The organism is Microbacterium phyllosphaerae (assembly GCF_017876435.1).
Lineage (GTDB): Bacteria > Actinomycetota > Actinomycetes > Actinomycetales > Microbacteriaceae > Microbacterium > Microbacterium phyllosphaerae.
The window spans coordinates 510273-524027 of sequence record NZ_JAGIOA010000001.1 but is presented as its reverse complement, the minus strand read 5'-3'; the positions used below and the strand labels follow the sequence as shown (position 1 = coordinate 524027).

The window sequence follows — 13755 nt, the reverse complement described above, 5'->3', positions numbered from 1 at the left end:
CGCGTCAGGACTTGACGATGTCGTAGGCGAAGAACTGAGAGTTCAGGCCGTTGACCGGGTACCCGCTGAGGTCGCTCGAGGCGACCACGATCTGCGGGTACAGGTACAACCATACGCTCGCGGCATCCTCGGCGATCTTCTCGTTGACCTTCTTCAGCAGCGCGGTCTGCTCGTCGGTCGTGGCCGCCTGCTCGGCGTCGGCGACCCACTGCTGCACGTCGGCGTCGTCGTAGCCCCAGTAGAAGTCGGGGTTGCCGTACCAGACCACGTCACGGTCGTTCACATGCTCCTGCAGAGTGGCCTCGAAGTCCTGCTCCTTGAACACCTTCGTGTACCACTCGTCGGCGCTGATCGTGTTGATCTCGACCGCGATGCCGACCTCGGCGAGCTGCGACTGCAGGAACTCCGCCACGGCGGGGTGCGGGTCGTAGCTGGGGGTGTCGAGCGTGAACGTGAAGCCGTCTGCGAAGCCTGCCTGTGCGAGCAGATCCTTCGAGAGCTCGACGTCGTACGGGTTCACGTTCGTGAGGTCCTCGTACCAGGGGTCGGTCGGCGGCACCATCGAGCCGATGAGCGTGCCGTAGTCGCCCCAGATGGACTCGAGGAGCTTCTTCGTGTCGATCGCGGAGTAGATCGCCTTGCGCACGAGCGCATTGTCGAAGGGCGCGACCCGGTCGTTGAACGCGAGCAGCTCCTTCGTGGTCGAGGTGCCCTCGCTGACGACGTAGTCGTCGGAGTCGAACTGCGTGAGCGAGTCGGGGCTCTGCACGCTGGTGATCACGTCGATCTCGCCGGTCAGCAGAGCGTTGTTCTCGGCGGTGGCGTCGGTGAAGTACGTGTAGACGACCTCGCCGTTCTTGGCGGGCTCACCCCAGTAGTCGTCCCAGCGCTCGAGGGTCAGGGTCGAGCCCTTCTTCCACTCGTCGAGCGTGTACGGGCCCGTGCCGTCTTCCTTGCCGGTGATGTCGCCGGCCTCGTCGTTGACGATCCAGACGTAGCTGAGGTTGTAGAGGAACGAGATCGACCGCTGCGACAGCGTGAACACGACGGTCTGGTCGTCGGGGGTCGCGATGTCGGCGATGGTGGCGAAGCTCGACTTGCGCGCAGACACCGAGTCCTCGGCGGTGACGGCCTCGATGCTCGACTTGACGTCGGCCGAGGTGAGCGGGTCCCCCGAGTGGAACGTCACGTCGTCGCGCAGCGTGACCGTGTAGGTCAGGCCGTCGTCCGAGACCTGGGCGTCTTCGGCGAGCAGGGGCTCGACCTCGCCGTCGTCGGTCAGCCGGTAGAGGCCCTCGTAGACGTTGCCGGTCAGCGCCTCGGTCACACCCTGGCCGCCGCCCTGCGTGTTGCTCAGGTTGGTCGGCTCGTACAACGACCCGATGAAGATGGTGGCGTCTTCGCTCGCGGCGTCGTCGGTCGTGCCCGACGCGCAGCCGGCCACGAGGGCGAGCGTGGCGACGGCGCCGAGCGCGCCGATGATGCGGGTTCTTCTCATGAGTACTCCAGGGTGAGAGTGTGCGGCGTCACGCCGCGTAGATGTCGAAGCCGTCGCGGAAGACGACGTTCTTCTCGCCTGCTCGGATAGGCAGGGGGAAGCGGTTGGATGCCGGCGGAAGCGGGCAGTTGTACTGGGCGCTGAACCCGCACGGTGGTACGAAGGCCCGGTTGAAGTCGAGGGTCACGGTTCCCTCGTCGTCACGCAGCTGCACGAACAGGAAGCGGCCGGATCCGTAGGTCTCGGAGCCGTTCGTCTCGTCACCGAAGACGAGCAGCAGCGTGCCGCCGTCGTCGAACGCGGCCAGGTCGTACTCGCGGCCGTCGAGCTCGAGTCGGATGTCGCCGGGAACCACGAGGTCGCGCGTGCCGCCGTTGTCGCGGATGTGCTCGAACGACACCTGACGATCGCCGGACACGGGCGTGAAGTGCCCCTCGAGAACCCACGCGGGGTCGTACTCGTACGTGTCGACGCGGTCGAAGGCGCGGATGGCGGGTGCATCGGCATCCCACACGCGCAGTCCGTGCTCGGCGGCGCCGGTCTCGATGTTCGTGCGCTGGATGGGCGTGACGGTCACCGTGTCGGATGCCGCCTGCTGCTCGGCATCCAGATCGGGCCGATCGCCCGTCCAGCGGGTCTCGATCAGCGCGAGGTTGCCCGTCGCGGACGTGACGGAGGCACGGCGCTCGGCCTGCCAGTGGGTGTGATCTTCGCGTTCAGACATCACCTTCCATTCTCTTGCATGCAGAAGGAGGCGGGGCCGTGGCCGTCACTCGAGGTAATGCCCGACGAGGGACGCTCGCGAGGATGCACGAATGCGGCCTTCCGAGAGGCGTTTGAGTCCGCATTTCGTGCATGGTTTCGCGGGATTCGACCGGTTCGGTGGACTCTCTCCGACGCAATGGAATGCAACGTATGCCGGTATACCATTACTCATATACGCGCAGAGCCGTCAGTCCCCAGCTGACCCGCGCGTGTGGACGGTTCGACCGTCCTGCGGAGGGAGAGTCAGATCTTCTTCTGATCCCGAGGGGGGATGGGGTGGGAGCGCTGATCCCCAGTCAGCACCCACCCCCACAACCCACCCTCGGGGGTTCCGTTCAGAACGATCTGGACCAGAACCAGAACACCGCGAAGCCGATCACCACGACGAACGGCAGCCACGGGAAGCTCTTCTTCAGGCGTCGCCCCTCGTGCGCGACGCCCGGAGGCGGCGAAAGCAGACCGGCCGGGGGTGCGAACGGCAGTCGCTCGCCCGCAGCCTGTGGCGAGACCCTCGATGACGCGGCCGCGGCCGCCGTCGGGTTCTCGATCAGCAGTCGCTCGTCGCGCCAGCGCTCCCACTGGTCGAGCTTGGTGATCACCGCGCCGACAGCCCCGAACAACCACGCCCATGTCGCCGGGTCGAGCGTCGACGCCTTGCGCTGCGTGTAGAGGAACAGCCAGTCGTCGACGATCTCCACGTCGAGCTCGGCGGCGTTGTCGATGAACCGCGCCATGATGTCGGGTGTGAACAGATAGAGGGCGTCGCGCTCGTAGCCCTCGGGGCAGTACAGCGTGAAGTACTGGTCGAAGTCGCCCTCGAGCGACAGTCGCTGTTCGCGCTGGAACGACGCGGGCAGGTTCGAGCCGAAGCCGTTGTTGCCCTTCGCGTCGAGCACGATGTTGGGCAGCGGCACGTCGAGCTTGACGGCGACGTACCCCCAGCGGTGGGTGGTCGAGTTCTTCCCCGACCCGGTCGTGTACTGGTAATTGCCGAACTCCACGAAGCGGGGCTGCGTGCCGCGCACGAGATCCGTGGCCTCGCGGGAGCGACCGAGGCCGAAGAGCATGCCCGGCAGGGCGGGGTTCGCGGCCGTGGCCTCGTACGACATCCCGTTCGCTCGGGCGAAGGCGTCGAGTCGATAACGCGCGACTCGTGAGCGACGCCAGCTCACGATCGCGATGGTGATCCCGACACCGGCAGCCGCGAGGATGCCGAGACCGGCGAACGACGATGCCCCGGGATCGGTGAACATCGAGACCATCGTCGCGCCGACGAGCGTCATGGCGACGACGAACACGAGGCCGAAGACCACGATCGCGATGATCGAGGCGGCCGAGACGCCCGACGTCCCGCGCGCGCGAAGTTCGGTCTGGAAGGCGCTGACCGCCCGCGGGTCGACGGGGTCCGTGAGAGGGCCTGCGTCGAACGGCGGGGCCGGCTGCGGAGCGCTCATCGGTTCACCTCGTCGGCATCCCAGGTGAGGTCTGCGTTCTCGGGGATCGCGAACGCCTCGAGGCTCTCATCCGCACAGATCTCCGCGATCAACGCGGCGGACCCCGCGACGATCGTCGAGTCGTAGTCGATCTCGCTCACGAGAGCCCACGCATGGTCGTCCGGCCACAGGATGCTGAGGCTCTGCGCGGAGGGTGCGAAGCCGTGCTCCTCACCCGGGCGATCGCGCCACGGCACATCGAGCACCCAGTCCGCGCGGGCGAAGTCGCTGACCGCCCCGCGGAACAGCACGTGATCACGCCCGGGCAGGCGGAAGCGCGGCCCCTCCGAGATCTCGCGCGACAGGATGCCCTCCTGCCACGTCGGCTTGCGGAAGGCGTTGTTGAGAGGGTCATGGATGCTGCGGTCGAGCATCGCCTGGTGATTCGGCTCGTCGCTGAACGTGAGGAACACCCGGGACGGTGAATGGCCGAGGTATCCGACGAGACCGCCCCGACCTTCCCAGAGCGCCGCGAAGCCGGCATCCGGAGTCGTGGTGTGGGCGACGAGGTGCGAGGCGATGATCGACAGGGTCTCCGGGGCGATCTCTCCCTCCATCGGAGCCGTGAACTCGCGACCGTCGGGGGAGAGCCGCAGGTTCCAGTCGCCGTCGGTCGGGGTGCGCACGATGCGCTGCCACTGAGCCAACGGGTGCAGGGTGGTGCCGAAGGCGGATGCCGTCTCCGCCCACGTCGCGGGCTCATCGACGTACTGGTCGATCAGGCTCAGGTGCTCGGCCTCCGACATCCGCTCGTACTCGTCGTAGGAGGGCACGGGACGGTCGGGCAGAGAGCGCACGGTCGCGGGATGCAGGATGCGGGCGTACGCGGGGAACCCGTGCGGCACGACGTCGTGCATCGTCGCGTTCCACGGATCGTCGAGGCGATCGCGCAGCCAGTCGCCCGCCGAGGTGTCAGAGATCCACTGCATGCGACCCACGGTACCTGCGAGATATCGCTTCACCCGTGGGCGCGGCGGAGGGGCCAGAATATGCGGAGGAGTGCGGCCCGTCGCTGACGGCCGAGGTGCGGAACGAGACGGTTCGGGAGGGCGTCCATGGTCGATGGTGTCTCTGTGGTGTCGGGTGAGCGGGTCTTCCGTCGGCATCCGGGTCGTGCGCTGGTGAGTGCGGTCCTGCTCTCGGCGGCCCTGTCGGCCGCGGCGCTGTTCGTCCTGCCGCAGTTCCTGCCGAGGGGGATGAACATCTCGACCCGCGGAACGATCGTGCTGGTCGTCGCGATCGCTCTGACGCTCCTGATCTTCGGGTCGACCTTCTGGCTGCGCAACACGCGCGTCGTCGTGCGCGCCGACAGCGTCGAGGTCGGGCGCGCCGGCAACCGCGAGGTCTTCGACCGCGCGACCACCGGCTTCCGCTCGAAGATCACCGAGCACCGCACCAACGGGATCCGCAGCGGCATCACCCGCGCGCTGATCATCCACAACGGCGGCAGGGAGATCACGGTCGAGCTCGTCGGCTTCACGCGGGCGACGTTCAACGACCTGATGGCGATGCTCAATCCGATCGCCCCGCCGCCCACGGCCGACCCTGTCGCCGCAGCGCGGGAGCGAGCCCAGCTGCCCTCGTCGTTCACGGTCGATTCGTCGGGCGAGCGTCGCCTCGTGAGCGGGCTGACCATCGGCGCGGTGGCGCTGCTCATCGTCGCCGCGGCCGTCGGTGCGCTCGCCGCGTCGCCCGGTTTTCTCGACGGGGATCTCTCCGCGCTCGTCCTGCTGGTGCCGTTCGCAGGACTCGCCGGCATCGGACTCGCGATCGGAGCGTTCCAGCGTCGTCGTGTGCTGAGGGCGATACCCGCTCACGTCATGGTGAGCCATCACGGCATCCGCTTCGATGACACCGACCTGCCGTACGCGCAGCTGACCCGCATCTGGCTGACCCCGGCGGGCTATCCGGTGCGGCGCATCCGGTTCGAGCGAGCGGCCGGACGCACGACCGTGCACGTGCTCGGATCACCCCGCGTGCAGATGTCGCCCGAGTACACGGCTTTCCTCCTCGCAGTGCGGGCCGAGACGGCTCGCCACCCCGAGCTGCTGCGTCTCGACCTCGAATGAGAGGTCAGACGAAACGGTGCCGCCGACGAGCCGCGCCGCCGTTTCGTCTTGCATCGATCATCGGGTGAGTGGCCGCGCCAGACGGTTGACGGGCGGTTCTGAGCCCTGCCGGGGTGCCCTCCATAATCGGATCATGACGTCCCCCGCATCCATCCCCTCGCTCGACGGCCGCCGCTTCACGATGGTCTCGTCGACCACCTCGGTCGTCGATGCCGACGCCCCCAGCGAGTTCGTCTACCGAGAGAAGGACGGCGCGATCTGGGGTGACTACTCGGGCGACACCGTGACGTTCGGGCGCTTCGTCGGCACGCGCACCGGCGACACCATCTGGGTCTCCTTCGTGCACGTCCTCGTCGCCGACGGCACCGTCGTGACCGGAGACGGCGAGAGCGAACTCGAGCTCACGGATGACGGACGCATCCGCCTCGTCGAGCACTACGAGATGCACGGACTGCCGCAGCTGAGCGTCTGCGAAGAGCCCGTCGCCGCCTGAGAGCACGAGCTTCTTCGCGTCGCTCCGCTCGCTTGACGACCGGGAAGGTCAGCGCGGGGGCAGCATGTCGCGACCCGGCGTCGCCGGCGTCCACCGCGTCATGCCCAGCGGCGTCGCCAGATCGCGCTCGGGAAGATCGGTCGGCAGCAGGTAGGCGCGACGGATCACCTCGTCGAGCACCACGACGCTGACGACCGTGCGCACCTCGGGGAGCTGCGCGATCACGCCCGTCGTGAACTCGTGCACTCCGCTGACGTCGACCGCGCGGATCAGCAGCATCGCGTCGTGCTCACCGGTCGTGATCGCGCACCACTCGATGTCGGGCATCTCGAGCACGCTCTCACGGAACGACGCCCACGCCTGCGGATGCACGGTCACGAAGACCAGGGCGCCGATCGAGAGACCCGCCTTGGACTGGTCGACCCGCGCACTGAAGCCCGTGATGACACCGTCCTGCATGAGCGACTCGACACGCGTGTAGGCGTTCGCCCTCGAGATGCCGACCGTTTCGGCGAGCGCAGCGATCGAGATACGACCGTTATCACGGAGCGTCTCTAGGATTCTGTATCCGATGTCGTCCAATGGGGCGGCACTTCGTCCAGCTTGCTTCACTGCTTCGTCGGTCTTCGTGGACACAATGCTCCTCACGTGCGAGCTCTCTGGCAGACCGTGATCGTGATCTGCATCATCGCTGGACACATCGTCCCATATGATGCGAATCTGATCACCGGTCGTCCACCCGGTGTCGACCAAACCCGATGAACTCCTCGCCCTTGGAGGCCCATATGTCGTCACGTCGCAGCACGTCCGTCATCGCGATCGGAGCCGTCGCGCTCTTCGCCCTCGCAGGTTGCTCCGGTGGCAACTCCGCGAACAACGGCGGTGAGTCCTCGGGCTCGGATTCGCTCGTCATCGACACCGCGTTCTCGATCGAGACCGCCGACCCGGGTCACACCTACGACCCGACCGGCAACATGATCGCGAAGGCCCTGTACGAGACCCTCGTCGACTTCGAGGGCTCCGACGTCTCGACCCCCGTTCCCGGCCTCGCGTCGTGGGAGCAGAACGACGAGGCGACCGAGTTCACCTTCACCCTCGAGGGCGACCGCGTCTTCTCCGACGGCACGCCGATCGAGGCCAAGGACGTCGTCTTCACCCTGCAGCGCATCCAGGGCATGACCGATGCCAAGCCGAACTTCCTCCTCGGCGGCCTGACGATCACCGAGGTCGACGACAAGACGATCTCGATCACGTCCGAGACCCCGCTGCTGCAGCTGCCCGCGATCCTCGCCAACCCGGCTCTCGGCATCGTCAACTCTGACGTGGTCATCGAGAACGGCGGATCGATCGACGGATCCGACAGCGCACAGAAGTTCCTCGACGGCGCCTCCGCCGGCTCCGGCCCCTTCGTGCTCGACACCCTCGACCTCTCGTCGCAGGTCGTGCTGACCAAGAGCGACGAGTACAACGGCGACGAGAAGGCCGCCTACGACCGCGTGGTCGTCCGCAACGTCTCGGAGAGCGCGACCCAGCTCGCGAACCTCAAGGGCGGCGACTCGATGGTCGCGATGGACCTCAACGGCGACCAGGTCTCGGGTCTCGGCGACGGACTGAACGTCGAGTCGGTGCCGTCCGGCCAGACGATCTTCCTGCTGCTGAACCAGTCGGAGGCCGTCGCGGGTGACCTCGCGAACGTGAAGATCGCCGAGGCGATCCGCTATGCCCTCGATTACGACGCGCTGCTCGAGCTCGCAGGCTCGGGCGCCGTCCAGGCCACCGGCGTCATCCCGCCCGGATTCGAGGGAGCCCTCGACAGCGGCGTGGAGCAGGACCTCGACAAGTCGAAGGCCGCTCTCGAGGAGGCCGGCTACACGGGTCAGACCCTCAAGCTGCAGTTCCCGAACGACTACCCGGTCGGCGGCGTGGAGTTCACGCCTCTCGCCGAGCGCATCCAGGCACAGCTCGAGGATGCCGGCATCACGGTCGAACTCGCTCCGGCGCCGTTCGCGACCGAGCTCGACGCCTACGTCAACGGCACCGAGGGCTTCGGCCTCTGGTTCTGGGGTCCGGACTACGCGGACTCCGCGAACTTCCTCCCCTTCGCTCCCGGCCTGAAGGTCGGTCTGCGCGCCGGATGGGCGGCCGAGGCCAACCCCGAGATCGCAGGCATCGCGGCGGGTGCCGCAGCCGCGACCGACGAGGCCCAGCGCAGCGATGCCTTCACCTCGTTCGCCGAGGCGATGCAGGCCGAGGGTCCCTTCGTGCCGCTGATCGTCCCCGGTCGCAACATCGCCACGGCTGACTCCGTCACCGGCGCCGTGTACAACTCGGTGTGGGAGATGGACATCGCCGAGATCACCCCGGCCGGCTGAGCGGAGCAGTCTGATGACGACGGTGGCCGTGCGACGGCAGGCGCAGCGTCGCAGGTCGCCGCTCGTCGGATACCTGCTGCGCCGGATCGGCACTTCGCTGCTCCTGCTCGTGGGGGTCACGATCGTGACCTTCGCGCTGACGAACCTCGTGCCCGGCGACCCCGTGTCGGCGGCGCTGGGTGAGGGAGCATCACAGAACCCCGCCACGCGCGAGGCGTTCATCAAGGAGCACGGGCTCGATCAGCCGCTGTTCGTGCAGTACTTCATCTACATGGGGAACCTCCTTCGCGGGGACCTCGGCACGTCGCTGGTGACCGGTCGCCCGGTCACCAGCGACCTGGCCACCGCGGTGCCTGCGACGATCGAGATCGCGATCGGCGCCATCATCCTCAGCCTCGCGGTGAGCGTGGTGCTCGGCACCCTCGCGGCGTACCGCCGCGGACTCGTCACGGATCAGGTGATCCGCATCGTGACGCTGATCGGCCTGAGCGTGCCGACCTTCTGGCTCGCACTCGTGAGCTTCTACGTGTTCTTCCTCGAGCTGCGGATCGCCCCCGGCTCGGGTCGCATCTCACCGTCGATCACCCCGCCGCCCCGCATCACCGGGCTCTACACGGTCGACTACCTCCTCAACGGAGACGGCGTCGGATTCGCGGATGCTCTCGCACATCTCGCGCTCCCGGTCATGGTGCTCTCGCTCGTCACGATCGGCCTCCTCACGCGGTTCATCCGCACCTCGGTGCTCGAGGTGCTGGGCAGCGACTACGTTCGTGCGGCTCGGGCCAAGGGCCTTCCCGCGATGCGCGTGATCCTCGACTACGTGCTGCGAGGAGCATCCCTCCCGATCCTCACCGTCGTCGGCGTCGCCTTCGGATCCCTGCTGTCGGGCACCGTGCTCGTCGAGTCGGTGTTCGCGTGGCCGGGCCTGGGCACCTACGCCTACAACTCGGCGGCGAACCTCGACCTCCCCGGCATCATGGGCGTCGGCCTCGTCGTCGGATTCATCTACCTCCTCATCAACTTCGTCGTCGATCTGCTCTACGGCGTCCTCGACCCGAGAGTGAGGATCGCATGAGCCGCATCGACTCGGCATCCGGCCCCTGGCGGTTCCGCTTCCGCTGGCCCCGCGCCTGGCGCACGCCCCTCGGCGTGATCGGCACCGTCATCGCGGGCGCCTGGATCATCGTCGCCTTCACCGCGCAGTGGTGGGTGCCGTTCGGCCCCAATGCGCAGGTGCTCCCGCGTCTGCAGGCCCCGGGCATCGACACGCTGCTCGGCACCGACGGCAACGGACGAGACATCTTCTCCCGTCTCATGACGGGTGCGACCGTGAGCCTTCCCCTCGCGCTGATGCTGGTGATCGCCGCGATGATCATCGGAACGGTCATCGGCGCGGTCGCCGGATACTTCGGTGGCTGGGTCGATGAGACGCTGATGCGCATCACCGACCTCTTCATGGCGTTTCCGACGGTCATCCTCGCGATGGTCGTGGCGGCCTCGCTCGGTCCGTCACTGTTCAACGCGGTGATCGCGGCGATCGTGGTCTCCTGGCCGCAGTACTCGCGAGTGACCCGCAGCATCGTGCTCGGACTCCGCGGACAGAACTACGTCATCGCGGGTCGTCTGCTCGGCCACTCTCCGCTGCGGACCCTGTTCGTCGACATCCTGCCGAACATCGCCGGTCCCGTCATGGTGCTCGCGACGCTCGACATCGGCGCGGCGATCCTGCTGCTCTCGGGGCTCTCGTTCCTCGGCCTCGGTGCGCAGCCGCCGACCGCCGAATGGGGATCGATGATCTCGGCAGCCATGCAGAACTTCGACGCCTGGTGGCTCGGGGTCTTCCCCGGCCTCGCGATCCTGACCGTGGTGCTCGCGTTCAACTTCCTGGGTGACGCGATGCGCGACATCCTCGACCCGACGGCCGAGGTCACGCACGAGAAGCAGGCCGACCACGCCGCCTCGGCGAAGGGGGTGGCAGCATGACCGCGCTCAGCATCCGCGACCTCACGATCACCATCGGCCGTCCGCTCGTGCACGGGATCTCGCTCGACCTCGAGGCGGGCCGCATCCACGGTCTCGCCGGCGAATCCGGATCGGGCAAGACCCTCACCTCGCTCGCCGTGCTCGGGCTCCTGCCCCGTCAGGCGCGCACCGGCGGATCCATCACGCTCGCGGGGGAGGAACTCGTCGGCATGCGCCGCCGGGCGCTCAACCGCATCCGGGGCAAGCGCATCGCGATGATCTTCCAGGACCCGTCGGCGTCGCTGCACCCGCAGCTGCCGATCGGCCGCCAGCTCACCGACCACATGCGCGTGCACCTCGGACTGCGCGGCGCCGCGGCCACGGCGCGGGCCATCGAGCTGCTCGAGACCGTGCAGGTGCCGAATCCGGATGCTGCGCTGAAGCGCTACCCCCATCAGTTCTCGGGCGGACAGCGGCAGCGCATCGCGATCGCCTGCGCCCTCGCCTGCGACCCCGAGGTGCTGCTGGCCGATGAGCCGACCACCGCCCTCGACGTCACGGTGCAGGCCGGCATCCTGAAGCTGCTGCGCGATCTCGCGATCGAGCGCAACCTCGCGGTGCTGCTCGTCACGCACGACCTGGGCGTCATGAGCGCGATCGCCGACGAGGTCGCGGTGATGAAGAGCGGGCAGATCGTCGAGCGGGCCGACCGTGCGACGCTGTTCCGTGACCCGCAGCACGAGTACACGCGCACACTGCTCGCCGCCCTCCCCGGGTCGAAGATCGAGATCGCGGATGCGGACCCCGCACACGACCCGACGTTGCTCGACCCGGTGCTGCCGGATGCCGAGCTGCCGGATGCCGATGAGGAGGCCCGCAGATGAGTGAAGTCGCCGTCCTCGACGCGCACGACGTGGTCGTGCGGTACCCGGGGAACCCGCCCGTGGTCGCGGTCGACAAGGTCTCGCTGACGGTCGCACCCGGTGAGACGGTGGCGCTGGTCGGCGAGTCCGGCAGCGGCAAGTCGAGCCTGGCTCGGGCCGTCGTGGGCATCGAGAAGCTCGCCGGGGGAGAGGTGCGCTTCCGCGACGCACCCGTCACGCCGCTGGGCATCCGCCGTCGCAGCCTCGCGCTCACCGGCATCCAGATGGTGTTCCAGGACCCGTCGACATCGCTGAACCCGCGCCGCCGGGTGGGCGACCAGATCGCCGACGGCATCGCCACGGCGCGCGCTCGTGGCGCCGAGGGCTCGACGGTCGAGGAGTGGCTCGAGCGGGTCGGTCTTCCGACCGAGGTCGCCACGCGGTTCCCCCACCAGTTCTCCGGAGGACAGAAGCAGCGTCTCGCGATCGCCCGGGCGCTCGCCGCACGTCCGTCGCTGCTCGTCGCCGATGAGCCCATCTCGGCTCTGGATGCCTCGACGCAGACCAGCGTCGCCGGGCTCATGCGCGATCTCGTCGCAGAGTCGGGCGCGGGGATGCTGTTCATCTCGCACGACCTCGCCGTCGTCCGGCGCATCGCCGACCGCACCTTCGTGATGTTCGCCGGACGCGTGCTCGAAGCGGGGGCCACGGACCGCGTGTGGTCTGCGCCGCAGCATCCGTACACCCAGGCGCTGCTCGCCGCGATCCCCGAGCCCGACGGCGCGGGCCGCATCCCGATCGCGCCGTCGACGAACGAGCGCACGGTCTGGTCGGAGATCGCCCCCGTCATCGACTGAGCTGCGCCCGCGTTGTCGGTCGGTCGCAGCTCGGTCGCTCCTTCGCTCCTTCGCTCGCGAGGAGCCTGCGCCTCGGGAGGAGAACTGCGCGTCGGGAGGATGCCTGTGGCTGATCTCTCCTCCCGAAGGAGAGTTCTCCTCCCGAGGGCGGGCTCGCCTCTCGAGAGAGGGTCCCCGGTCGGTCGGTGGCGCACGCAACGAAGGAGAAGTCTCGTAATGAAGAAGGGATGCGGCGCATCGCTCCTTCGATGCGTGCGATCTCCTTCTCAACGAAGGTGACCCCGCGAGCCAGCCATCCCCGCGACGCACCTTCGGGAGGAGACCTGCGCCAGGGGAGGATGCCTGTGGCTCATCGTTCCTCCCGAGGGCGGGTTCTCCTCCCGAAGAGCAGGCCGAAGTCCTCGCCTGATCCGGCATCAGCCCCCGGAACGCAGTGCGGGCCGAGGCGATCGCCCCGGCCCGCACCATCCGCTCGTGGATCAGAGCGGAGCGACGATGTCCTGCTCGGCGTCCCACTCGGTGATCTCGAGCGAGGTCTCGACGGTCTGGCCCGCGGCCTCGGTCGTGCCGGTCGTGGCGAGCACGACGTAGTCGCTCGTGACCTCGAAGACCACGTCGACGGCCACGCCCTGCGCCTCGGACGTGCCGCTCAGGAGGTAGACGTCCTGACCCAGGCGCGTGCCCGTGCCCGTGACGGTGAACTCGCCCGTGAGCGCGCCTGCCGCGGTCGCGGGGTCGGTGTCGGCGGCCGTCTGCGCACCGCTGCTGAGCGCGGCGATGATCGGGTCGCTGGAGTTCGGGTCTGCGACCTGCCACTCGCTCGTCGCCGACTTCACCCAGGCGTCGTCACCGATCACGATGAGCGATCCCATGGGCGTGATCGTCTCGACGGCATCCGTGCCCGGGTTGTAGCGGGCGGTCGTGTCCATGCCGAGGATCGACGTCTTCGCGGCGTAGCCGGCGGTGTCGGTCATGGCCTCGGTGATGCAGGTGCCGAGCGCGGCACCGTCGACGGTCGCCCCGTCCGACAGCTCAGGGCAGTCGGACTCGGGTGCGGTCGTCTCTTCTGCACCGGCCGCGGGCTTCTCGTCTGCGGGCTTCTCAGAACCTGCGGAACAGCCGGTGAGCACTACGGCGGCGGCGAGCATGACGCCGACACCCCACTTGTTTACGCGCATTGCGCTTCCCCCTTCGGTCGTTGTCGTGCGGCGCCTGTCGGCACGCACGGATACCAGCATGCCAACTCCGAGGCGATACGTGTGGGGGCAATCCGAAGTTTTCTCCGCTACACTGTCAAGGTTGTCTGCCTTCAGGCGCCCATTCGGGGTGGCTCGGGCGGATGACGTGCACACACCCTCCTGCTTCCGGGAAAGTCCCGGAAGC

Annotated in this window: 13 protein-coding genes; 7 read left to right on the top strand and 6 right to left on the bottom strand. The window is 68.0% G+C overall.

From position 1 onward, the window contains the following. Window positions 1-4 precede the first annotated feature (4 nt). The 4 genes from JOF42_RS02490 to JOF42_RS02475 form a co-directional block, all read right to left on the bottom strand. Complete coding sequence (locus tag JOF42_RS02490) at window positions 5-1498, bottom strand: ABC transporter substrate-binding protein (protein WP_210096407.1); 1494 nt, start codon at window positions 1496-1498, stop codon at window positions 5-7. 28 nt (window positions 1499-1526) lie between these two features. Beyond that, window positions 1527-2222: a DUF1684 domain-containing protein gene (locus JOF42_RS02485; protein ID WP_210096406.1), complete on the bottom strand. Its 696-nt coding sequence runs from the start codon at window positions 2220-2222 to the stop codon at window positions 1527-1529. Window positions 2223-2598: 376 nt separating this feature from the next. Beyond that, the gene (locus tag JOF42_RS02480; protein ID WP_210096405.1) at window positions 2599-3717 is read right to left on the bottom strand and encodes a hypothetical protein; all 1119 of its coding nucleotides are present in this window, start codon (window positions 3715-3717) and stop codon (window positions 2599-2601) included. Continuing rightward, window positions 3714-4685 carry a hypothetical protein gene (locus JOF42_RS02475; protein WP_210096404.1) on the bottom strand — a complete coding sequence of 324 codons (972 nt, stop codon included), beginning with the start codon at window positions 4683-4685 and terminating at the stop codon, window positions 3714-3716. The genes JOF42_RS02480 and JOF42_RS02475 overlap by 4 nt, the downstream gene beginning before the upstream one ends. A gap of 126 nt (window positions 4686-4811) precedes the next feature. On the opposite strand from JOF42_RS02475, the gene JOF42_RS02470 reads away from it, so the two are divergent. Both JOF42_RS02470 and JOF42_RS02465 read left to right on the top strand, forming a co-directional pair. Further along, on the top strand, window positions 4812-5825 hold the full coding sequence (locus JOF42_RS02470) for a hypothetical protein (RefSeq protein WP_210096403.1): 1014 nt from the start codon (window positions 4812-4814) through the stop codon (window positions 5823-5825). A 133-nt stretch (window positions 5826-5958) separates the two neighbouring features. After that, a complete protein-coding gene (locus JOF42_RS02465; RefSeq protein WP_245340698.1) occupies window positions 5959-6318 on the top strand; it encodes an avidin-fold protein in 360 nt (119 codons plus the stop codon). Window positions 6319-6366: 48 nt separating this feature from the next. Here JOF42_RS02465 and JOF42_RS02460 read toward each other — a convergent pair whose 3' ends face one another. Continuing rightward, entirely contained in the window at window positions 6367-6954 is a 588-nt protein-coding gene (locus JOF42_RS02460; protein ID WP_307803513.1) for an Lrp/AsnC family transcriptional regulator, read from the bottom strand. Between the two features lie 149 nt (window positions 6955-7103). Between JOF42_RS02460 and JOF42_RS02455 the strand changes: the two genes are divergently transcribed. The 5 genes from JOF42_RS02455 to JOF42_RS02435 are packed head-to-tail and all read left to right on the top strand — an operon-like array spanning window position 7104 to window position 12372. Next, window positions 7104-8690 carry an ABC transporter substrate-binding protein gene (locus tag JOF42_RS02455; RefSeq protein ID WP_210096402.1) on the top strand — a complete coding sequence of 529 codons (1587 nt, stop codon included), beginning with the start codon at window positions 7104-7106 and terminating at the stop codon, window positions 8688-8690. A 13-nt stretch (window positions 8691-8703) separates the two neighbouring features. Beyond that, window positions 8704-9765, top strand: a complete 1062-nt coding sequence (locus tag JOF42_RS02450) for an ABC transporter permease (protein WP_056311041.1) — start codon at window positions 8704-8706, stop codon at window positions 9763-9765. After that, window positions 9762-10673 carry an ABC transporter permease gene (locus JOF42_RS02445; RefSeq protein ID WP_210096401.1) on the top strand — a complete coding sequence of 304 codons (912 nt, stop codon included), beginning with the start codon at window positions 9762-9764 and terminating at the stop codon, window positions 10671-10673. Before JOF42_RS02450 ends, JOF42_RS02445 begins: the two co-directional genes overlap by 4 nt. Next, window positions 10670-11536, top strand: coding sequence for an ABC transporter ATP-binding protein (locus JOF42_RS02440; protein ID WP_210096400.1), 867 nt, complete (start codon window positions 10670-10672; stop codon window positions 11534-11536). The genes JOF42_RS02445 and JOF42_RS02440 overlap by 4 nt, the downstream gene beginning before the upstream one ends. After that, entirely contained in the window at window positions 11533-12372 is an 840-nt protein-coding gene (locus JOF42_RS02435; RefSeq protein WP_210096399.1) for an ABC transporter ATP-binding protein, read from the top strand. The genes JOF42_RS02440 and JOF42_RS02435 overlap by 4 nt, the downstream gene beginning before the upstream one ends. Window positions 12373-12851: 479 nt before the next feature. Here the strand turns inward: JOF42_RS02435 and JOF42_RS02430 are convergent, their stop codons facing one another. After that, window positions 12852-13550, bottom strand: coding sequence for a hypothetical protein (locus JOF42_RS02430; protein ID WP_245340697.1), 699 nt, complete (start codon window positions 13548-13550; stop codon window positions 12852-12854). Window positions 13551-13755 lie beyond the last annotated feature (205 nt).

Excerpts from the sequence above, each read along its gene's own strand:
- JOF42_RS02475 (WP_210096404.1), bottom strand. The coding sequence starts at position 4,685 with ATGCAGTGGATCTCTGACACCTCGGCGGGCGACTGGCTGCGCGATCGC.
- JOF42_RS02490 (WP_210096407.1), bottom strand. The coding sequence starts at position 1,498 with ATGAGAAGAACCCGCATCATCGGCGCGCTCGGCGCCGTCGCCACGCTC.
- JOF42_RS02470 (WP_210096403.1), top strand. The coding sequence starts at position 4,812 with ATGGTCGATGGTGTCTCTGTGGTGTCGGGTGAGCGGGTCTTCCGTCGG.
- JOF42_RS02435 (WP_210096399.1), top strand. The coding sequence starts at position 11,533 with ATGAGTGAAGTCGCCGTCCTCGACGCGCACGACGTGGTCGTGCGGTAC.
- JOF42_RS02465 (WP_245340698.1), top strand. The coding sequence starts at position 5,959 with ATGACGTCCCCCGCATCCATCCCCTCGCTCGACGGCCGCCGCTTCACG.
- JOF42_RS02480 (WP_210096405.1), bottom strand. The coding sequence starts at position 3,717 with ATGAGCGCTCCGCAGCCGGCCCCGCCGTTCGACGCAGGCCCTCTCACG.
- JOF42_RS02445 (WP_210096401.1), top strand. The coding sequence starts at position 9,762 with ATGAGCCGCATCGACTCGGCATCCGGCCCCTGGCGGTTCCGCTTCCGC.
- JOF42_RS02450 (WP_056311041.1), top strand. The coding sequence starts at position 8,704 with ATGACGACGGTGGCCGTGCGACGGCAGGCGCAGCGTCGCAGGTCGCCG.
- JOF42_RS02440 (WP_210096400.1), top strand. The coding sequence starts at position 10,670 with ATGACCGCGCTCAGCATCCGCGACCTCACGATCACCATCGGCCGTCCG.
- JOF42_RS02485 (WP_210096406.1), bottom strand. The coding sequence starts at position 2,222 with ATGTCTGAACGCGAAGATCACACCCACTGGCAGGCCGAGCGCCGTGCC.
- JOF42_RS02455 (WP_210096402.1), top strand. The coding sequence starts at position 7,104 with ATGTCGTCACGTCGCAGCACGTCCGTCATCGCGATCGGAGCCGTCGCG.
- JOF42_RS02430 (WP_245340697.1), bottom strand. The coding sequence starts at position 13,550 with ATGCGCGTAAACAAGTGGGGTGTCGGCGTCATGCTCGCCGCCGCCGTA.